Origin of the sequence: Streptomyces sp. NBC_00310 (assembly GCF_036208085.1) — a bacterium.
In the GTDB taxonomy this organism is placed as follows: Bacteria; Actinomycetota; Actinomycetes; order Streptomycetales; family Streptomycetaceae; genus Streptomyces.
In genome coordinates, this window is record NZ_CP130714.1 from 2,908,081 (window position 1) to 2,927,921 (window position 19,841).

19 protein-coding genes and 1 pseudogene are annotated in these 19,841 nt (G+C 72.1%); 12 read left to right on the forward strand and 8 right to left on the reverse strand.

Translation table 11 applies throughout. The features are described 5' to 3' along the window. Positions 1-2 precede the first annotated feature (2 nt). Positions 3-437: a VOC family protein gene (locus OG202_RS12810; RefSeq protein ID WP_326583581.1), complete on the reverse strand. Its 435-nt coding sequence runs from the start codon at positions 435-437 to the stop codon at positions 3-5. Positions 438-530: 93 nt separating this feature from the next. Here OG202_RS12810 and OG202_RS12815 point away from each other — a divergent pair, with 93 nt between their 5' ends. Both OG202_RS12815 and OG202_RS12820 read left to right on the forward strand, forming a co-directional pair. After that, on the forward strand, positions 531-1,442 hold the full coding sequence (locus OG202_RS12815; protein ID WP_327730252.1) for a pseudouridine-5'-phosphate glycosidase: 912 nt from the start codon (positions 531-533) through the stop codon (positions 1,440-1,442). A 16-nt stretch (positions 1,443-1,458) separates the two neighbouring features. After that, positions 1,459-2,403 (forward strand): carbohydrate kinase family protein, encoded by a 945-nt coding sequence (locus OG202_RS12820; RefSeq protein WP_327730251.1) that lies wholly within the window; start codon positions 1,459-1,461, stop codon positions 2,401-2,403. 232 nt (positions 2,404-2,635) lie between these two features. Here OG202_RS12820 and OG202_RS12825 read toward each other — a convergent pair whose 3' ends face one another. Then, entirely contained in the window at positions 2,636-3,433 is a 798-nt protein-coding gene (locus tag OG202_RS12825) for a methyltransferase domain-containing protein (RefSeq protein ID WP_328222757.1), read from the reverse strand. Between the two features lie 238 nt (positions 3,434-3,671). Here OG202_RS12825 and OG202_RS12830 point away from each other — a divergent pair, with 238 nt between their 5' ends. Then, the gene (locus tag OG202_RS12830) at positions 3,672-4,799 is read left to right on the forward strand and encodes a magnesium and cobalt transport protein CorA (protein ID WP_326583577.1); all 1,128 of its coding nucleotides are present in this window, start codon (positions 3,672-3,674) and stop codon (positions 4,797-4,799) included. Positions 4,800-4,827: 28 nt separating this feature from the next. Here OG202_RS12830 and OG202_RS12835 read toward each other — a convergent pair whose 3' ends face one another. Next, on the reverse strand, positions 4,828-5,256 hold the full coding sequence (locus tag OG202_RS12835; RefSeq protein WP_326583576.1) for a CBS domain-containing protein: 429 nt from the start codon (positions 5,254-5,256) through the stop codon (positions 4,828-4,830). 307 nt (positions 5,257-5,563) lie between these two features. Beyond that, on the reverse strand, positions 5,564-6,205 hold the full coding sequence (locus tag OG202_RS12840) for a uridine kinase (RefSeq protein WP_327730250.1): 642 nt from the start codon (positions 6,203-6,205) through the stop codon (positions 5,564-5,566). 92 nt (positions 6,206-6,297) lie between these two features. On the opposite strand from OG202_RS12840, the gene OG202_RS12845 reads away from it, so the two are divergent. From OG202_RS12845 to OG202_RS12855, 3 genes are all read left to right on the forward strand, one after another. After that, positions 6,298-6,981 (forward strand): DUF2293 domain-containing protein, encoded by a 684-nt coding sequence (locus OG202_RS12845; RefSeq protein WP_327730249.1) that lies wholly within the window; start codon positions 6,298-6,300, stop codon positions 6,979-6,981. A gap of 155 nt (positions 6,982-7,136) precedes the next feature. Further along, positions 7,137-7,616, forward strand: coding sequence for an anthrone oxygenase family protein (locus tag OG202_RS12850; protein WP_326583573.1), 480 nt, complete (start codon positions 7,137-7,139; stop codon positions 7,614-7,616). A 160-nt stretch (positions 7,617-7,776) separates the two neighbouring features. Next, a complete protein-coding gene (locus tag OG202_RS12855; RefSeq protein ID WP_327730248.1) occupies positions 7,777-9,264 on the forward strand; it encodes a glutamate synthase subunit beta in 1,488 nt (495 codons plus the stop codon). A gap of 70 nt (positions 9,265-9,334) precedes the next feature. Here the strand turns inward: OG202_RS12855 and OG202_RS12860 are convergent, their stop codons facing one another. Next, positions 9,335-9,922, reverse strand: coding sequence for a carboxymuconolactone decarboxylase family protein (locus OG202_RS12860; protein ID WP_443052240.1), 588 nt, complete (start codon positions 9,920-9,922; stop codon positions 9,335-9,337). 41 nt (positions 9,923-9,963) lie between these two features. On the opposite strand from OG202_RS12860, the pseudogene pdxR reads away from it, so the two are divergent. The 4 genes and pseudogenes from pdxR (at position 9,964) to OG202_RS12880 (ending at position 15,959) form a co-directional block, all read left to right on the forward strand. Next, positions 9,964-11,375 (forward strand): annotated as a pseudogene (gene pdxR, locus OG202_RS12865) (MocR-like pyridoxine biosynthesis transcription factor PdxR). Between the two features lie 260 nt (positions 11,376-11,635). Further along, a complete protein-coding gene (locus OG202_RS12870; RefSeq protein WP_327730247.1) occupies positions 11,636-14,146 on the forward strand; it encodes a PEP/pyruvate-binding domain-containing protein in 2,511 nt (836 codons plus the stop codon). Further along, positions 14,146-15,033, forward strand: a complete 888-nt coding sequence (locus OG202_RS12875) for a hypothetical protein (protein WP_327730246.1) — start codon at positions 14,146-14,148, stop codon at positions 15,031-15,033. Before OG202_RS12870 ends, OG202_RS12875 begins: the two co-directional genes overlap by 1 nt. A gap of 284 nt (positions 15,034-15,317) precedes the next feature. Further along, positions 15,318-15,959, forward strand: coding sequence for a protein-tyrosine phosphatase family protein (locus OG202_RS12880; protein ID WP_327730245.1), 642 nt, complete (start codon positions 15,318-15,320; stop codon positions 15,957-15,959). Positions 15,960-16,121: 162 nt separating this feature from the next. Here OG202_RS12880 and OG202_RS12885 read toward each other — a convergent pair whose 3' ends face one another. The 3 genes from OG202_RS12885 to OG202_RS12895 all read right to left on the reverse strand — a co-directional run bounded on the left by OG202_RS12885 (position 16,122) and on the right by OG202_RS12895 (position 18,165). Beyond that, the gene (locus OG202_RS12885) at positions 16,122-16,937 is read right to left on the reverse strand and encodes an SAM-dependent methyltransferase (RefSeq protein WP_443052343.1); all 816 of its coding nucleotides are present in this window, start codon (positions 16,935-16,937) and stop codon (positions 16,122-16,124) included. 79 nt (positions 16,938-17,016) lie between these two features. Beyond that, positions 17,017-17,295 carry a DUF397 domain-containing protein gene (locus OG202_RS12890; RefSeq protein WP_326583570.1) on the reverse strand — a complete coding sequence of 93 codons (279 nt, stop codon included), beginning with the start codon at positions 17,293-17,295 and terminating at the stop codon, positions 17,017-17,019. A gap of 9 nt (positions 17,296-17,304) precedes the next feature. Next, positions 17,305-18,165: a helix-turn-helix domain-containing protein gene (locus OG202_RS12895; RefSeq protein WP_327730243.1), complete on the reverse strand. Its 861-nt coding sequence runs from the start codon at positions 18,163-18,165 to the stop codon at positions 17,305-17,307. 285 nt (positions 18,166-18,450) lie between these two features. Here OG202_RS12895 and OG202_RS12900 point away from each other — a divergent pair, with 285 nt between their 5' ends. Both OG202_RS12900 and OG202_RS12905 read left to right on the forward strand, forming a co-directional pair. Further along, positions 18,451-19,236, forward strand: coding sequence for an ATP-binding protein (locus OG202_RS12900; protein WP_328222758.1), 786 nt, complete (start codon positions 18,451-18,453; stop codon positions 19,234-19,236). Further along, positions 19,227-19,697, forward strand: a complete 471-nt coding sequence (locus tag OG202_RS12905) for a hypothetical protein (protein ID WP_326583567.1) — start codon at positions 19,227-19,229, stop codon at positions 19,695-19,697. Before OG202_RS12900 ends, OG202_RS12905 begins: the two co-directional genes overlap by 10 nt. The last annotated feature ends 144 nt before the right edge of the window (positions 19,698-19,841 follow it).

Consider the following 19,841-nt stretch of genomic DNA (forward strand, 5'->3'; position numbering starts at 1 on the left):
GCTCACGCCTGGTCGTAGTGGCGTGCCTCGAACACGTTGCCGTCCGGGTCCCGGAAGTAGAAGCTGCGCCGGGCCGCTCCACGCGCCCCGAAGGAGTCGTACGAGAAGTCCGAGACGGGGACCGCCCGTTCCTCAAGACGGGTGCGCAGTGCGTCGAAGGCGTCGGCGGGCAGGGCGAGGCAGACGTGATTGACCGGGTGGCCGGCGCTGCCGGCGGCGCCGGGCACCATTTTCATGGTCTCGGCCATGGCGAGCGGCATGAGGTCGAGGATGGTCTCGTCGTTGAGGCGTACGGAGGGGAAGGGGGCTTGTCCCGCCGCGTATGCGGTGACCCTCACGGGCTCCAGGCCGACGGCCTTCTCGTAGAAGTCGGCCGCGGCGATCGGCTCCTGGACCCACAGGACGACATGGTCGAGACGTGTCGTGTTCTCCTTCATGCACCTCAGGCTGGTGTCCTGCGCCACAAGGCGCAAGGGTTTGGCCGGACACGCCGTCCGCCAGGGATGAGGGAAGAACGACAGACAGGAGGCATGCACGTGCTGGTGGTGTCCGAAGAGGTGCGGGAAGCGGTCGACGCGCGTCGACCCGTGGTGGCGCTGGAGTCCACGATCATCGCGCACGGGCTGCCCCGCCCGCGCAATCTGCAGGTGGCGCTGGAGCTGGAGCAGGTCGTACGGCAGGAGGGCGCCGTACCCGCGACGATCGCCGTGCTCGACGGGCGGCCCCACATCGGCCTCGACAAGGAGCAGGTGGAGCGGGTCGCGAACGAGGACGGCATCCGCAAGCTCGGACACCGGGACCTGCCGCTGGCGGTGGCCTCGGGGGTGAGCGGGGCGACCACCGTGTCGGCGACCGCCCAGCTGGCAGCCCTGGCGGGCGTACGGGTGTTCGCGACGGGCGGGCTCGGGGGCGTGCACCGGGAGTGGACGGTGACCCAGGACGAGTCCGCCGACCTGGGCCTCCTCGCGCGCACCCGGATCACGGTGGTGTGCGCGGGCGTGAAGTCGATCCTGGACGTGCCGGCGACGTTGCAGCGTCTGGAGACGCTGGGCGTAGCGGTCGCGGGGTACGGCACGCGGCGCTTCCCCGGCTTCTATCTGTCCGACTCGGGTCATCCGGTGGAGTGGACGCTCGCCTCGCCCGGCGAGGTCGCGGACGTCATGCGGGCCCAGGACGCGCTCGACGGCCCCGAGTCGGCGCTGATCGTCGCCAACCCCGTGCCGGAGGAGGAGCAGCTCGACCCCGAGCTGCACGCGCGCGTGCTCGCCGAGGCGCTCCAGGCGTGCGACGCGGAGGGCGTCACGGGCCAGGCGGTCACACCGTTCCTGCTGGGCTATCTGGTGCGGCACACCGACGGCGCCTCCCTGAGCGCCAACCTGGCGGCGGTACGCGGCAACGTACGGCTCGCGTCCCGGATCGCGGCGGCCTGGGCCGGGGCGTGAGGTGGCGCGGCAGGGCGTGAACGGGCCCGAGGGTGGGGTGAGCGGGCCCGGTGGTGAAGCGGGCGGGGCGCTGCTCGTCGTGGGGGACGTCGTCACGGATGTCGTCGCCCGGCACCGCGGGCCGCTCGCGGCGGGCACCGACACGGCCTCCTCGATCCGGACGCTGCCGGGCGGGGCGGGCGCCAACGTGGCCTGCTGGGCGGCCCATTGGGGCTGCGCCGACGTGCGACTGCTCGGACGCGTGGGCACGGACGGGTCCGCGTGGCACGAACGAGAGCTGCGCGCTTCGGGGGTACGGCCCCACCTGGTCGTCGATCCGGAGGCGGCCACGGGGACGGTGATCTGTCTGGTGGACACGGGCGACGCGGCCGAACGCACGTTCCTCACGGACAGCGGTGCGTCTTTGCGGCTGGACCCTGACGACTGGTCGCCGTCCCTGCTCGACGGGGTCGCGCGGCTGCATCTGTCGGGCTATCTGTTCTTCTCCGAGCCGAGTCGCGCACTGGTGTCCGTGGCCCTGGAGTCGGCACGCGCGCGCGGGGTGCCGGTGAGCGTCGATCCCGCGTCGGCGGGGTTCCTCACACAGCTGGGCGTGGACCGTTTCCTCACGCTCGCCGAGGGCGTCGACGTGCTGCTGCCCAGCCGCGACGAGGCCTACCTGCTGACCGGACTGCCCGATCCGGCCGACGCGGCGGCCAAGTTGAGCCGTCTCGTTCCCCTGGTCGTGGCCAAGCAGGGGGCCGACGGTGCGCTGATCGCCCGCGGGGGCAGCGTCGAGTCACGGATTCCGGCGGCTCCCGCCGTGCCCCACGACACCACCGGCGCGGGTGACGCCTTCACGGGGGCGTTCCTGGCCGCACTGCTCGCCGGCGCGGAGGCCGAGGAGGCGGCGGCTGAGGGATGCAGGGCGGGGGCGCGGGCGGTGGAGAAGGTGGGCGGAAGGCCGCCGGGGGCCGGATGAGGTCTCGGCCCCGTGGCCGGCTGAAGCTGTGTCCGGTGGGCAGCTGCGACGATTCGCGGTACCCATGGGTCCGCATCGGGCCACCGCGTGCCGTGGTGCCGTCGTGCGGCTCCGTGGGCGTCGACGTGCGGGCACGCGACATCGACGCGGCGGCGCCGAGACGTCGATCGGGCAGCGCCGTAGGTCGTCGGGCGGTGGGTGCCCGCGCCCCGTCGTGGGGCGGGACATGCCGCTACGCCTTCCGTCCCCACGCCGAGATCAGCGGCGGGGCGACGACGTCCATCGTGCCGGAGGCCACGTTGGCCAGGTGCTGGTCGATCTCCTCCGCCGTGGCGTGGTGCGCCGTGACGAGCGCTTCGCGGAGCCGGTCGATGGTCGTCGCCTCCAGGGCGGCGCAGGCCGGTGCGGCGACGGGGAAGTACGCGTCGGCCTCCACCCCGCGCAGTCCCGCCGCACGCAGCAGGCGCGGGAGTCTGCGGCCGTGCGCCGGGTCGATTCCGCGTTCGGCGAGCAGCGCGCGGACGGCCTGGCGGAGCCGGTTGGCCAGCTGGTGCTCGGGGCCGGATTCCTCGAGACAGGCAAGGGGTTGGAGGGCGGTGTCGGCGTCCTCGATCAGGAGTCGTCCGCCGGGACGTAGAGCCTTGATCATCGACAGCAGCGCCTGCTCACGGTCCGGTGCGTGAGCCAGGGCGAGCCGGGCGTGGACGAGGTCGAAGCCGTCCCCCGGCGGCTGGTCGACGCCCAGATGGTGGACGAGGGCCTCCACCGGGGGGCGGGTGACCGAGGGAACGGCCCATGAGATGTCGGTGTCGGTCGCCATGACCTTGCCGGTCGGGCCGACCTTCTTGGCCAGCCAGGAGACCACGGAAGTGCCGCCCGCGCCGACCTCCCAGCAGCGCCAGCCGGAACCCAGGCCGAAGCCCTCCATGTGCCGGAACGTCGCGGCGTCGAAGAGCGCGGCGAAGGCGTCGGGGCCCTGCCCCGTCTCGGCCTGCCGGTGGTCGAGGAGATACCCGTCGGTTCGCATCATGCCGCGATCATCCCATTTGCCCGACTTGTCGCCGATGGCGACTCTCCCGCAGTCCTCCAGATCGCCCGGCGGCGACCGGACCCGAGGACCGGCTCGGAACGGCCGGGCAGATGGGACGTCTACAAGTGAAGCGGAACGCTCCGTTCCCACAGCCTTGTCCGGCTCTCGTGCGGCCCTGGCAAACTGGCGCGACAAGGCACGAAGTGCGGTGCGAGGAGATCCACGCAAGGAGATCCAGATGTCCATGGCAGGGAATCTGCGGAAGGTCACCGGCCTCGACAGGGTCGGCGGCCTTCGCAAGATGGCACGGCTGGCCCGACGGCGCCCGCGCGTCGACCTCAGCCACCCGGCCCGCTCCCCGCTGGGCACCTCGGTGGTGAACTGCGTGACGTACCACAAAGGCGTCCGCTCCCCCGGCGGCCGTGATGTCGTCGAGGCCGTCAAGCAGGTCCGCAGGCACGACCACGGCTTCGTCTGGCTGGGGCTGCACGAGCCGACGCAGCGGGAGTTCGCCGGCATCGCCGAGCTCTTCGACCTGCACCCCCTGGCGGTGGAGGACGCGGTCGAGGCCCATCAGCGCCCGAAGCTGGAGCGCTACGGCGACACCCTGTTCGCGGTGTTCAAGACGGTCTGCTACGTCGAGCACACCGAACTGACCGCGACCAGCGAGGTGGTGCACACCGGCGAGATCATGGTCTTCGTCGGCGCCGACTTCGTGATCACGGTACGGCACGGGCGGCACGGCTCGCTCGGCCCGCTGCGCGAGGAACTGGAGGCGAATCCGGAGCAGTTGACCAAGGGACCCGCCGCGGTACTGCACGCGATCGCGGACCACGTGGTCGACGACTATCTGAACGTCACAGACTCCGTCCAGACGGACATCGACCAGGTCGAGACCGATGTGTTCGCCGCGAACGGCGCGCGCGTCGACCCGGGGCGCATCTACCAGCTCAAGCGCGAACTGCTCGAACTGAAGCGGGCGGTGGCCCCACTCGCCCGTCCGCTCCTGGAGCTCACCACGCGACCGATCCGGGTGGTGGACCCGGAGATACAGGCCTACTTCCGGGACGTCTCCGACCACTTGCTGCGGGCCACCGAGCAGATCGCCGCATTCGACGAACTCCTGAACTCCATCCTGCAGGCGCATCTCGCGCAGGTCAGCGTGGCGCAGAACGAGGACATGCGGAAGATCACGGCATGGGCGGCGCTGATCGCCGTGCCGACCATGGTGTGCGGGGTCTACGGCATGAACTTCGAGCACATGCCCGAGCTGCACTGGAGGTTCGGCTACCCACTGGTCCTGGGAGTCATAGCCACCGGCTGCATCACCCTCTACCGGGGCTTCAAGCGCAACGGGTGGCTGTGACTGCCGCAGCGGGGAGTGATCGAGCGGGTCAGGGCGTCGCGCTCTTCGCGTAGACGCTCTCCACCCAGGCGGCGATCTGGTCGTCGGACAGATGATGGGCCAGGTCGGCCTCGCTGATCATGCCGACGAGACGCTTGTTCTCGATCACCGGGAGCCGACGGATCTGGTGCCCCTTCATCTCCTGGAGCACCTCGCTGATGTCGGCGTTCGCGTCGATCCAGCGCGGGGTGCCCTTGGCCAGCTCGCCGGCCGTGATCGTCGAGGGGTCATGGCCCAGGGCGACACAGCCGACGACGATGTCGCGGTCGGTGAGGATGCCACAGAGCCGTTCGTTCTGGTCGCTGATGGGGAGTGCTCCGACGTTCAGCTGACGCATCAGCTGGGCGGCGCGGTCCAGGGTCTCGTGGGCGGGGATCCACTGAGCGCCGCGGTGCATGACGTCTCCGGCGGTGGTCATGTAGTACCTCCCGGTGCCGGACGGCCGGCGCGGCGCAGGACGCACCGCTAGTCCCGGCGCCCTTCATTCTTGCCGCGACCGGGGTGAAGCGCACTCGGAAGGAGTCCTTCCCACCCCCGCACCGGACGTGGGTGCCTCAGGCGGCGAAGTGGACGATCCGCTCCGGGACGACCCGGATGATCACGCGGACCTCGTCGTCCCTCTCCGCCGGAGGGTCGATGCCGAGGTACTTGTGCGAAAGCTCGCGCGCAAGGCGTTTGTCCTCGTCGGGGAGTATCTCGGCGGTGTCGCCGAGGACCGCCGGTCGTCAGCCGTTCCAGGCCGGGTGCCGCGGGTCGTCGGCGCGCACCAGGACATCGGCGGTGGCGGCCGGGGCGGTTTCGGTCTCGTAGCGCTCGAAGGCGGGGAGGGTCCAGTGCTCGCCCTCGGGGGTGCGGCGGCGCAGGGCGCCCGGGGACAGGAGGACATGGACGGTCAGATCGAAGGGGAACCAGTGTTTGAGGAGGAGGGGACCGTGCGTCAGCAGGATCGCACCGGGCGGGAGCGGGACGTAGGGACTGCGGGTCGCGCGGTCGCTGGTGGGGTCCCAGAGGTCGGGCAGGACCCGGCCCGTACCGCCGGGATCGAGCGGGCCGAAGACCTCGCGCCACAGCGCGGCGGTGTCGAACCAGCCGTCGTAGTACGCCTCCACGTCCTCGTGGCCGTACTCGAACCGGAGCGAGGCGGGCCGGAGGAAGCCCTCGGTGCCCACGACGAGCGAGGACCGGCCGCGTATGCGCAGCGCCTCCGACACCCGGACGGCGAGGTCGCCCGGGCGGGCGGCCGGGGCGCCGTCGAAGGCGATGCGCGGCCAGGGCGAGCCGTCCTCCGGCTTCAGGTCGAGGAGGCGGTTGGCGAGGAGGTCGCCGAGCCGTTCCCAGGTGATCGCTTCGAATCGCACACGGCCCATGATGCCGCGCACGGCGAACCAGGCCCGAGTCGGCCGGGAGGCCGGCCCGACGACCGCGTGACCATGCGGCCACCCAGGGGAATGAACCGCGTATGGCAGCACTCGCTACTCCCCCGCCCCGTACCGGACTTGTCGTCGTGCAGGCACTCAGGAAGAAGCACTGCGCCGAGTGCCGGGGCGGCCCGGTGGCGATGCTGGTGCTGGAGGAGGGAGCGCCGCGCTGCCTCGACTGCGCGGACCTCGGGCACCTGGTGTTCCTGCCCCGGGGCGACACCGCGCTCACGCGGCGAGCCCGGGAGGAGAGTGCGCTGTCGGCCGTGGTCGTACGGTTCAACCGGCGCCGGAGCCGGTACGAGCGGCAAGGTGTCCTGGTGGAGGAGGCCGCGCTCGCCCGGGCCGAGGAACGATGCCTGGCGGACGCGGAGGCACGGCGCCGCCGTCGGCTGCGGGACGCACGGCGGCGGGCGGCGGAGGACGTGCGCTTCACGGACGCTTTCGCCACGGAGATACGGCGGCTGTTCCCCGCGTGCCCGGACGAGCGGGCCCGGGAGATCGCCGCCCACGCCTCGGTGCGCGGCAGCGGCCGCGTGGGCCGCAGCGCCGCGGGGCGCGCCCTGTCGGAGGCCGCGGTGACCTCGGCGGTCATCGCCTCCGTACGGCACGTGGACACGCCGTACGACCGGCTCCTGATGACCGGCATGGCCCGGTACGAGGCGCGACGGCGGATCGCGGGGGTGGTGGAGACGACGCTGCGGGGGTGGCGGGCGGCGGGCTGAAGCCCGGATGCGAGACCGCGGCAGAGCGGCGTGGACGCTCGCGCATGGGGCGCGCGTCTCGACCATGGTGACTGTGGCTGCACGGACGTTCGCTTGTGGTGACGGTGGGTGGAGTGCAGGATCTGTGGATTCGGGGGATCGAGGTGGGAGCGGACATGATCGATGGGCCGTACTTCGTACTGACGGTGCTGGGCCTGCTCGGGACGGCGATCGTGGCGGGTGTGTTCTGCGGGTTCTCGACGTTCGTGATGAAGGGGCTGGCGTCGTTGCCGCCGGCGCAGGGCGTGGCGGCGATGCAGGCGATCAACGTGAGCGCCCTGACACCCGCGTTCATGTTCGTGTTCGTCGGTACGGCGGTGCTCTGCGCAGTGCTGGCCGTCGTGACGTTCGTGCTGTGGCCGGACCAGGGAAGGGTGGAGCTGCTGCTGGGCAGCGTGCTTTATCTGTTCGGCTGCTTCGGGGTCACGATGGTGGCGAACGTGCCGCGCAACGAGACGCTCGCCAAGCTGGACGCGGGCACACGGGAGGCCGCGGCGTACTGGCGCGAGTACGTGAACCGGTGGACGACGTGGAACCACGTCCGGACGGTCGCCTCGGCCGCCGCGGCCCTGTCGTATCTGCTGGCGCTCGCCTGAGGCGGGGGCGGCGGACGCGTCGTATCGTGGCGGGAAGAGAGTGCCGCCGGTTGGCGTACAGCCACGCGCTTCGCGCCCTGCGCCCCATGCCCCGCCCGATCCGAGTCCGCCGGTGTACGGCCGTGCCCGTACGCGTACGCATCACGTGAGGGAGACGGCCATGGCCGATCCCAAGGGTTTTATGACCACGTCACGCGAGGAGTGGCCCCGTCGGCCCGTGGAGGAGCGGGTGCGGGACTGGGACGAGGTGTATGTTCCCGGGGCGCTTCTGCCGATCATCAGCAAGCAGGCCGACCGCTGTATGGACTGTGGGATCCCGTTCTGCCACGAGGCCTGTCCACTGGGGAACCTGATCCCCGAGTGGAACGACCTCGTGTCGCGGGAGGACTGGCGGGCGGCGAGCGACCGGCTGCACGCCACGAACAACTTCCCCGAGTTCACCGGGCGGTTGTGTCCCGCGCCCTGTGAGGCGGGGTGCGTGCTGGCGATCAACCAGCCCGCGGTGACCATCAAGAACGTGGAGGTGGCCATCGCGGACCGGGCCTGGGAGGACGGGTTCACGCCGCCGCGTCCGCCCGACCGGCTGTCCGGGAAGACGGTCGCCGTCATCGGCTCGGGGCCCACCGGGCTGGCGGCGGCACAGCAGCTGACGCGGGCCGGGCACACGGTCGCCGTGTACGAACGGGCCGACCGGATCGGGGGGTTGCTGCGGTACGGGATCCCGGCGTTCAAGATGGAGAAGCGGCATCTGGACCGGCGGTTGGAACAGATGCGGGCGGAGGGCACGAAGTTCCGTACGTCGACCGCCGTGGGGAAGGACGTCGGAGCGGCGGAGCTGCGAGCCCGGTACGACGCGGTGGTGATCGCCACAGGCGCCACGGCGTGGCGGGAACTGGGCGTGCCCGGCCGGGAGTTGGACGGCATTCATCAGGCGATGGAGTATCTGCCGCTGGCCGACCGGGTGTGTGAGGGGGATCTGACGGTGTCGCCGTTGTCGGCGGCCGGGAAGCATGTCGTGATCGTCGGGGGCGGTGACACGGGGGCCGACTGTCTGGGGACGGCGGTGCGGGAAGGGGCGGCGTCGGTGACCCAGTTGGACATCTATCCGCTGCCGGAGGCGGAGCGCGACGAGGACGTCGATCCGTGGCCGACGTATCCGAAGGTCTATCGGCTCTCGGCGGCGCACGAGGAGGCGCGTGACCTTCGGTCGGCGCCGGCGGCGGACGCGGACGCGCGGCTCTTCGCGGCGTCCACGCTCCGCTTCACCGGGGACGAGACGGAGCATGTACGGGAGCTGCATCTGGTCGAGGTGGACGAACGGCGGCAGGCCCGGCCCGGTACCGGGCGGACACTGCCCGCCGATCTCGTCCTGCTCGCGCTCGGGTTCTCCGGGCCGGACCGTCAGGACGGACTCGTCGAGCAGCTCGGGCTGGCCCTCGACCCGCGCGGGACGATCACGCGGGGGCCGGACTTCGCGACGAACGTGCCCGGCGTGTACGCCGCCGGGGACGCCGCCCGTGGGCAGTCCCTCATCGTCTGGGCGATCGCCGAGGGGCGGTCGGTGGCCGCCGCGGTCGACCGCCGGCTGACCGGCGCGGACCGTCTCCCGTCACCGATCGGACCGTACGACCGCCCCATGACGGCGTAGCCGCCGACCGCGGGACGGGCCGCGACGGGATGAGGCGACCGAGGCGGGGAGGGCCGGCGGCGTCGAAGGCTCAGCGGGTGTCCGTGCCTGCTTGCTTGGCCGTGGAGAGGGCTATGCGGTTCCACGTGTTGATGGTGAAGATCAGGGCGAGGACGTGGGCCAGTTCGGTGTCGTCGAAGTGGGTGGCGGCTTCGGCGTAGACGTCGTCGGGGACGCCGCCGTCGGCGACGAGGGTGACCGCTTCGGTGAGGGCGAGCGCGGCCTGTTCGCGGGCGGTGAAGAAGTGCCGGGCCTCGCGCCAGACCGGGATCATGTGGAGCCGGTCCTCGCTCTCACCGGCCTTGCGGGCGTCGTTGGTGTGCATGTGGAGGCAGTAGGCGCAGTGGTTGAGGTGGGAGGCGCGGATCTGGATCAGTTCGACCAGGGCCGGGTCGATGCCCTCGCGAGCCGCCGCGTCGAAGCCGATGAGGGCGCGGAAGACGTTGCGGGCGGACTTCGCGAAGTCGAGGCGAGGGGGTGCGGCCACCGCCGGGGTTCCCACCGCCGCGCCGCTGTCGCTCATCCCGTTCGCCGCCGTCCCGTTCGTCGCTGTCACGTTCGCCGTTGTGGTGTTCGCCGTTGTCGTGTTGGTCGCTGTCGTGTTCGTCGTCATGACCATGAATCTATTCGATGGAAAGACCTGCCGTAGGGTGCATTTCTATGGTGGATTCATGGGTCAATTCTACGGAGCGGATCGGGGCCGATCTGCATCTCGAACTGTCCGGTGGGGGCGGGCGGCGGGCGGCGCTGATCCGGGCGCTGCGGGACGCGGTGCGCGGAGGCCGACTCGTCCGGGCACCCGGCTGCCCCCGTACCGCTCGCTCGCCGCGGACCTGGGCATCGCCCGCAACACGGTCGCCGACGCGTACGCGGAGCTGGTCGCGGAGGGCTGGCTGACGGCCCGGCAGGGGTCGGGTACCCGGGTCGCCGAGCGGGCCGAACCACTGGGCGCCCCCGCGCGCGTACCCCGGAAGGCGCCTCCACGCGCGCGGGGGCCCAGGCACCATCTGCGGCAGGGCACGCCGGACGCGTCGGCGTTCCCGCGGGCGGCCTGGGCCGCTTCGTACCGCAGGGCGTTGACGCAGGCGCCCAACGAGGCGTTCGGGCCGGGTGATCCGGCCGGCCGGGTCGAGCTCCGGGAGGCGCTCACCGCATACCTGGCACCCGCGCGTGGGGTGCGGACCGAGCCGTCGCGGATCGTGGTCTGCTCAGGTTTCGCGCACGCGCTGCGGCTGCTGTTCCACGGCCGGGTGCTGCGGGGGCCGCTGGCCGTGGAGTCGTACGGTCTGGGTTTCCATCGTGAGCTGCTGGCGGAGGCCGCCGTACGGACGGTTCCGCTGCCGCTGGACGAGGACGGTGCCCGGGTGGACGGGCTGGGCCGGGAGAGGGCCGAGCTGCTCACGCCCGCACACCAGTTCCCCACCGGTGGGCCGTTGCCTCCCGCCCGGCGGGCCGCTGTCGTGGACTGGGCACGCGCGCGTGGCGGGCTCATTCTGGAGGACGACTACGACGGGGAGTTCCGCTACGACCGCAAGCCGGTCGGGGCCGTGCAGGGCCTGGATCCCGAGCGGGTCGTGCACATCGGCTCGGTCAGCAAGAGCCTGTCGCCGGCGTTGCGGCTGGGATGGATGGTCCTGCCGGAGCGGTACGTCGACGCCGTACTGAAGGTGAAGGGCGAACGGGAGGCGTGGGCGAGCGGGCCGAAACAGCCGGCGCTCGCGGACTTCGTGGTCTCCGGGGCGTGCGACCGTCATGTGAGGCGTATGCGGCAGCGGTACCGGGCGCGGCGGGACCGGCTGGTCGCGGCCCTCGCCACGCACGCGCCGCGCATCGAGGTCACCGGGATCGCCGCCGGACTGCACGCCCTGCTGCGGCTGCCGCCCGGGACCGAGCGGTCCGCGGTGAAGGCGGCGGCCTGGCGGGGCGTCGTGCTCGACGGGCTGGCGGCGTTCCGGCATCCCGAGGCGACGGGGGACGCCCCGGACGGGCTCGTCGTGGGGTACGCGACGCCCCCGGAGCACGCGTACGGGGCGGCCGTGGAGGCGCTGTGCGGGGTACTGCCGCCCGGGTGAGCGGCTTGCGACGGTCGGCGGGCCGGAAGCCGGAGGCCTGCTGGCCTGCTGGCCTGGCGGCCTGGCGGTGACTCCCGGTCGACAGGAAATCGACGACGGTGGGACCAATGACGTCAGGAGGTACGTCACCGCTGTCACCGCTGTCACCGCAGGCGTCCACGATCCGGCGGTGCTCTGCCCCCATCCTTCGGTCCGTCGTCAGGCGTAGGGCCTCTCCCTCGCATCCCCTCCTGTTGGCGGCCGGTCCTGGAGGGTGCTCGATGACGACGCTCGACGAACGTCACGGAGAACACGGAGAAGGTGCGCACGGCGGGGCTCCGCCCCGGAGCGGCGGCACACTCCGTTCTCACGTCGTCGCCCTGAACCGGCCGACAGCCGCACTCCCCCTGCTCACGGGTTCCAAGGCCGCCCACCTCGCGCGAGCGGCCGGCGCGGGACTGCCGGTGCTGCCCGGCTTCGTGATCGCGCCCGGCGCACGCGCCTCGGACGGCTCACACGGGGGCGCAGGCGCGGAGGAAGCCTCCGATATCTCTGCCATCTCTGACATCTCCGAGGGCTCTGCCTTGTCGCGCGCCTGGGCCGAGCTGTCCCGGCACGGTGCCCGCCCCCTCGTCGTACGGTCCTCCTCGCCGCAGGAGGACACGGAGGAGTCCTCGCTGGCGGGGCAGTTCGACTCGGTGCTCGATGTGCGGGGATGGGAGGAGTTCCGGGCGGCGGTGCGCACCGTGCTCGGCTCGGCGCGGCGGCCCGAGGGCGACAGCGCACCCATGGCGGTGCTGGTCCAGCCGATGCTCAGGGCCCGGGTCGGGGGTGTGCTGTTCGGCGCGGACCCCGTGGCCGGGCGGACCGATCGGATGCTGGTCAGCGCGGTGCGGGGCGGGCCCGACACGCTGGTCAGCGGGGAGCAGCCGGGAACGAGTTACTGGTTGAGCCGGTGGGGGCGGCTGCTGCGGACGGAGTCGGCGGAGGAGGGGGAGGCGACGGAGGCGAAGGGGGCGGCAGAGGCGGGAGGGGCGGCAGGGACGAGGCGGGAGAGGGAGCGGAGGCCACCAGAGGAGCCGAACGACTCGGCGCGGACGCCGAGGCCGGCACAGCCGGGGGGAACGGTGGGGCCACGGAAGTCCGTGAGGTCGGCGGAGGCGTCCGGTGCCCTGCGGCCGGCCGTCCCCGAGCCGTTGCTCACCGCCTCCGAGCTGCGTCGCCTCGCGCGTCTCGCGCGCCGGGCCGCCCGGGTCTTCGGCGGGCCGCAGGACCTCGAGTTCGGTTTCGACGAGGACGGGCGGTTGTGGCTCTTCCAGAGCCGTCCGATCACGGCGATGGCGGCCCGGCCGCCGCGCGGTGCCCGGCTGCTCGGCCCCGGGCCGGTGGCGGAGACATTGCCGGGGCAGCTGGAGCCGCTGGAGGAGGATCTGTGGGTGGCCCCGATGGCCCGGGGGCTTTCCTTCGCCCTCCACATCGGCGGGAGGGCGCCACGTCGGCATCTGCGGACGGCTCCGGTCGTCACGGCGGTCGGCGGCCGGGCCGCGGCGGACCTGCGGCTGCTGGGCGCCGTTCCGCCGAGACACCCCCGGCTGGCGTGGCTCAACCCGGCGCCGGGTGCCCGGCGGCTCGGTGCCTCCTGGCGAGTGGGGCAGCTGACCGAGACGTTGCCGGGGCTGACGACGGACCTGGTGGCCGACGTCGACCGTCGGCTGACCGAGACCCCGCCTACCGCCGAGCTGCCGACCGCCGACCTGATCTCGACCCTCCGCTGGACGCGCGCCGTCCTGGTCTCGCTCCACGCCCAGGAAGCCCTCGCGGGCGCTCTCCTCCCCGAACCCCACGTCACGGCCGCGGGCACCGCCCTCGCCACGCTCACGGAGACGAGGTACCGGGACCGGAACCTGCCGGACCACCAGGTGGTGGCCGCCGACCCCGTGATCCTCGCCCTGACGGCCCCCAGCCTGTGGGGCGACCTGCGACTGCCCCCGCCCGAGCCCGCCCACCGGAACGGCTCGACGGCGGCCCCCTCCACCGACTCAGCACCCTCAGCCATCTCCTCAGCCTCAGCCGCCTCAGCCGCCTCAGCCGCCGCTACCGCTACGGCCTCAACCGCTTCCTCCGTCTCCGACCCCCACCACGACACGGCCCCCCTTCCCTCCCCCCACCGCACCGCCTCCGTCTCCGTCTCCCCGGGCTCTCTCCCGCCCCGCGAGGCCCTGCGGCTGCGTATCCGCTGGGTGCAGGAGTTGCAGGTCAGGCTGGTGCGGGAGGCGGCGCGCAGACTGCTCGTGCGGGGTGTGCTGGGCGAGGCCCGGCGAGCGGGACTGTTGCGGTGGAAGGAGTTCGTGACCGCGCTGGAGGTCGGGGGGCTGCCGCGGGACTTCGAGGAGCGGCTGCCCCGGACCGCGTCCGCTTCGCTTCCGGACAGGTTCCGGCTGGCGAACGGCGGTGTGGTCGTCGCCGAGCGTGCCGCCGGGCGTTCCGGCGAGGGAGGCCGGGGCGTGTCCGGCGGCCGGGGCATCGGCACCGTGTGGGACGGGGCCGGGACCGGGCCGCCGGACGCCGTGCTGGTGGTCCGCACCCTCGATCCGGCGTTCGCCCCGCTGCTGCCCCACCTCGCGGGGCTGGTGGCGCAGACGGGCAGCCCTCTGTCCCATCTCGCCGTGCTGGCCAGGGAGTTCGGGGTGCCGGCGGTGGTCGGCGTCGACGACGCGGTACGCCGCTTCCCGCCGGGCACCCGGCTGACGGTCGACGGCGCCTGCGGCGACGTACGGTCGGAGGGGTCGTGATGAGACGGCTCGTCTACCTCTTCGGGGGCGCGGCGGCGGTGGGCGCGGCCGTCTACTTCGTCGTGTACCTCTACCGGTGGCAGTGGCAGCGGGCCATCCTCAGCGGGGTACTGCTCCTGATCGTCGGGGTGCTGCTGCTGGGGATCGTGCTGCTGGGGCGTCTCGCGCGGATCGAGGAGCGGATCCGGGAGAGTGACCGGCGGCACGAGGACGCGCTCGCCCGGCTCCGGCAGTCGCACCCGCGCGAGCGGGGCGACCGGTTCCGTTGGCTGGAGGACCCGGCGAGTCGTACGTATGTCTTCGTGCCGGTGCTGATGGTCACCGGTGTGGTGCTGTCGGTGATCGCGTGGCTGGTGCAGCGGATCGCGTCGGTGACGGCCCGGCCCACGGCCGAGCGGCGCCTCGCCGGACGGCTGGCCGCGCTGACCGCGCCCGATCCGGCGCCGGACGCCGACCTGGAGGACGAGGCCCCGCTCGGCGGCGGCAGCCGGGGCCGGGCGAGGCGGCTGATCACCGTGGGCGTCGGCGCCGCCCTGCTGGTCCCGCTGGTCGTCGGGCTCGCCGACCTCACCCAGACCAAGAGAGAGGAGCGTAACGAGGCCGAGGCGACCTCCGTGCTGGTCCGGGTGGACATGCGCGGGGTGTCGATGACCGCCGAGCGGCAGTCCATGGCGGCGTCCCAGGCCTGGGAACGCTGCCGGAACTCCACGTCGGTGCCTCTACGGCGGACCACGCTCGGCGAACTCGGCGAGGGCCTGTTCGCCGGGGTCGTCCGCCCCGCCCTCACCGACCACGACCGCCTGCGGCTGCGCGGCTGCCTGGAGGACGCCGAGGTGGACCGCGCCTACCTCACGGTGGTGGGCATCGGCGACGCGGACGAGGAGTGAGCGAGCCCGGAGCCCCAAAGACCAACAGAACACACAGCGCACACAGCGCACACAGCGCACACAGCGCACACAGCGAGAGCATTGATCACTACATATCGACGCGAAAGCCGTGAGGTAGGACACAAACAGACAGAGCCCTTACCTCGTGCGGGATACGCTGCGAAGCAGACCCCCGTCCCCAACCCTTCGGGTCATTCATGCCTGTCGCCCTCACGCCCCCGCCCGTACGCCCAGGCCCTCTCCCCACCGCTCCCGCACGGCCCCGCTCGCTCCGCCGGAACGCGGTGCGTGCGCTGATCGGCCTGCTGCTCGGCTATCTCGCCCTGTGGAGCGCGGGTTCTCTCGGAATCCTGGCGGTGTCGTACGTGGCGCGTGAGACGACCTCGGCACCCGAGGGGACCCGGTCGCTGCGGGGCGTCCACAACTTCCAGCCCGTCGGCACGGACGGCGAGCTGTGGCGCGGGGCCGCTCCCTCGCCCGCCGGCTACCGGGCGCTCGCCGACCTCGGCTTCACCACGGTCGTCGACCTGCGCGCCGAGAACCTGAGCGCCGCCCAGCTCGCCCTGCCGCGCGAGGCGGGCCTCGACGTCGTACGCGTGCCGATGCGCGACGGGCAGACCCCGACGCCGGAGCAGGTGCAGCGTCTGCTCGACACCGTCTCCGAGAGTTCCGGTCCGGTGTTCGTGCACTGCGGCGCCGGCGTCGGCCGTACGGGGACGATGGCCGCGGCCTACCTCGTGAGGACCGGCCAGGAGGACTCGCCCGGCGCGGTTTGGCGCAACCTGTCGGTCGGGCCGCCGTCGATCGAGCAGATCTACTACGGGCTGACGCTGGAGCGGGAGCGGGACACCGCGCAGCCGCCGGACGCCGTGGTCGTCATGAGCCGCATCGTCGACGCACCGCGTCGTATCTGGTCGTACGTGTAGGCGCCGGGCGCACACCACGGCATACACGGCGCGCACGGCGCCCGCAGATGCCCGCAGACGCTCACAGACCTGATGACTCGGCGCAGACACCCGCAGTCATGATGACGCGGCGCAGGCCGAGAAGCCTGCGCCGCGCATGTCGTACGGCCGTCCACGCATGCCCTACGGCTTACGTGCCACCGCTCCGTATCCCGGGATGACCCCGTCGTCCTGTCCGGGGACGGGTTCGCCGAGTTCGGGGTGCCAGCGGTGGGGCACCTCGACGCCCGGGTCGACGAGTTCGAGGCCGTCGAAGAAACGGGCGAACTCCTCGCGGGAGCGCAGGGCCAGCGTGACGCCCGCGGCCTTGAGCTTCTCCACCGCCACCTTCGACTCCTCCGGAGTGAAGTCGGCGGTGGCATGGGTGACGACCAGGTAGCTGCCTGAGGGCAGTTCGGACATCAGCCGCTGGACCAGGGCGTGCGCGCCGTCCTCGTCGGAGACGAAGTGCAGCAGCGCGATCAGCGAGAGCGCCACCGGCCGGCCGAAGTCCAGCACCTTCTTGGCGCCTTCGATGACGGCGTGCGGGTCGCGCACGTCGGCCTGCAGATACTCGGTGCGCCCCTCGGGCGTACCGCGCAGCAGGGCCGCCGCGTGGGCCAGCACGATGGGGTCGTTGTCGCAGTAGACGACGCTCGCCTCGGGGGCGACCCGCTGGGCGATCTGGTGCAGGTTCGGCTCGGTCGGGATACCGGTGCCGATGTCGAGGAACTGGCGTACGCCGTTCTCCGCCAGCCAGCGTGTGGAGCGGTGCATGAAAGCACGGTTGACCCGTGCCATCACCGGCACCCGGGGGTCCAGGGCCAGCATCTGCCTGCCCATGGCCTCGTCGACGGGATAGTTGTCCTTGCCGCCGAGGTACCAGTCGTACATCCGCGCGGGGTGGGGTCTACTCGTGTCGATCTCGACGGGGGAACGCCCGCTCATGACGAACTCCATGGGGTTCTGCGGCAACAGGTGATCAACTCAGGGCCAACATAGGGAGATTGACTGAACAACAGGAAGTGCGCAACAAGCCTCACGACAGCAGGAAGTCGGCCACCCCCGCCTTGGCGCCCTGGATGAACGCGTTCATCTCGTCGGGCGTGTAGATCAGCGCCGGCCCGTCGGGGTCGGTGGACTGCCGTACGGCGATCCGGCCGTCGGCGAGCTTCATGGCCTCCAGGCAGTTGCCGCCGTTGCCCCCGCTCCAGGGCTTGTGCCAGCCCTCGCTGCCCAGCTCCCGGGCGGGCATGCCGTTGTAGACGCGTATGTGCGACTGCGTGCGCGTGCGCGACTGCGACTTGATGAATTCCATTCGGTGTCTTCAGAGCTCCTTGCGGAGATCCCGGAGGATCTCCTTCGTGCGTTGTGCCGTGGCGGCCTGCGCCGCCATGCGGTCCATGACCTCGAGGTGGGTCGCCACCTCGGAGCGGTCGTCCAGGTAGACGGCGCCGGTCAGGTACTCGCTGTAGACCATGTCCGGAAGTTCGGGCATGGCGAAACGGAACAGGACGAACGGCCCGTACGTGCCCGGGTGCGGTCCTGTGTCGAACGGGGCGACCTGGAGCGTCACATGGATCAGCTCCATGACCTCCAGCAGCCGGTCGATCTGGGCGCGCATGACCGCCGGCCCCCCGACGGAGCGGCGCAGGGCGGTCTCGTCCATCACGCACCACAGCCGGGGCGCGTCCTTACGGGTGAGCAGTTCCTGCCGTTGCATGCGCAGCGCGACATGGCGCTCGATGTCCTCGGGCTTGGTCTGGCCGATGGCGCCCGAGGTCATGACGGCACGCGCGTAGTCCTCGGTCTGCAGCAGTCCGGGGACGAAGTGGGGGTCGTAGCCACGGATCAGGGCGGCCGCGCCCTCCAGGCTGACGTACATGGAGAACCAGCCCGGCAGGATGTCGTGGTAGCGCTGCCACCAGCCGGGTTTGTTGGCCTCCTCGGCGAGCCGGACGAAGGTCTCGGCCTCCTCGTCCCCGACCCCGTACGCCTTCAGCAGGAGTTGGAGGTAGGGAATCTTGAGGGCGACCTCGGCCATCTCCATGCGGCGGACCGTGGCGGCGGCGACGTGCAGGATGCGCGCGGCGTCCTCGCGCCTGATGCCCGCGCGCTCGCGCAGGTCCAGCAGACGCCGGCCGAGCACGACCTGGCCGACCGTCGGCGCGGACCGCGGCTCGCTCATCTCGCTTCTCTCCCCTCTGACTCTGCGCTGACCTGCGGCGATTCCCGGCCTGTCCGGTCCGGACAGCCTTGCGGCGCCGTTCGGAGGCCTCGCGCGCCACGCAGGTCCGTGTACACAAACGAACACTGTGCGTGCATACGGACGATGTGCGAGGGATTTCCAACTGGCGCCGCTACACGTGCTGTTGCGTGCAGTGTGCCATGACCGTTCAGAGAGTCATACGGCACTCTGCAATTTTCAGAGTGACACTTGCCAAGTGTTCACGGCGGGGCGATAGTGGCAAGCGTGATTCCGCCCCCTGCGCCGTTAGGAACAGACGCCGCCGGAGACCGTGTCGGTCCCGGTCCGGCCGCCGGGGCGCGCCCCGAGACAATCGCCGAGCGCCGGTTTCGATTCGAGCTGGCCGCGCACCCGGGTGCCGTGGCCCAGGCCCGGCGCGTGACCCGTACCCAGCTCACCGGCTGGGCCCTCTGCGAGGACACCTGCGACACGGCCGCCCTGGTCGTGTCCGAGCTGGTGACCAACGCGATCGTGCACACCGCGAGCACCCAGATCGTCTGCGAGTTGCACGACGGCGACGACCTGGTACGCATAGCGGTACGGGACGAGGGCTGCGCTCCGGGCGAGCCGCACCCCTCGCCGCAGCGGCCCGAGGAGGAACACGGGCGAGGGCTGCTCCTCATAGAGTCCCTCTGTCGTTCCTGGGGGGCGCAGCCGGTCGGTCTGGGGCTTCTGGTGTGGGCGGATGTGCCACGTGGGCTCCTCACCGCCACCGTTCCGGCCGAGGTAGTGGTGGACATGGCAGCGGGCGCCGGCAGGGACAGGGATAGGGATAGGGACACGGCGGCTCGGTCCGATCTGGGCTGGGGCGCGAAGAAGCCGCCCTCGCAGGACCGGGACGGCGAGGCGGAGGCGTTCCGTTCGCCGGGCGCCGAGGCCTGTAGAGCCGCCGAAGCCCGCAGGGGCGCCGACGGCCGTGCGGTGGCCGGCCACCGTGCGGGTGCCGAACGCCGTACGGAAGTCGAAGTCCGGCCGGAAGTCGGACGGCGGACGGGGGCCGAATGGGTGTGAGCGGGTCGATCGGTCCCGCTCGGCCTCCCGGTGGGGGCAGAGTGGCCCGCGTGGTGAGCCTCGACACCCTGACCCGACTGCGCCGCGCCCAGCGTCCCGCCGCGCCGCCCCGCCCCATTCCCCTGCCCGACGGCATGACCGCGCCCATGGGGTGCGACGCGGTCGCCGTCCCGGCCCGCTTCGGGCCGATGGTCCTGCCCCGACTGCCCCGGGTGGGCTGCGTCTACGCCGACCGGGCGCACTGGTGGTGGATCGTGCCGGCCGACTCCGACTACGCGCTGGAGTGGCCGGCGCCGGTGCGCTACACCACCGGAGCGCTGGTCTCCGACGGTTCGGCCGTACCCGGGCTGATCCTGCGGCCGGAGGGGGCCATTCCCTATACGCCGCCGATACCGCTGTATCTGGCGTTGTGCCGGGCCACCGGGACCACGCCGTCCTGGTCCCGGACGATGACCGCGTAGAGCTCCGCTTCCGGCTGGGGGCGTCTTGTCAGGGGCTGCGCCCTGGATCCCCGTCGGCTTCGGGGACGTTCCGTTGTTTCGCGGCCGCGGGCGCGTGGGGGCCGGTCGCGCAGTTCCCCGCGCCCCTACGACGGGGCCTTCGGC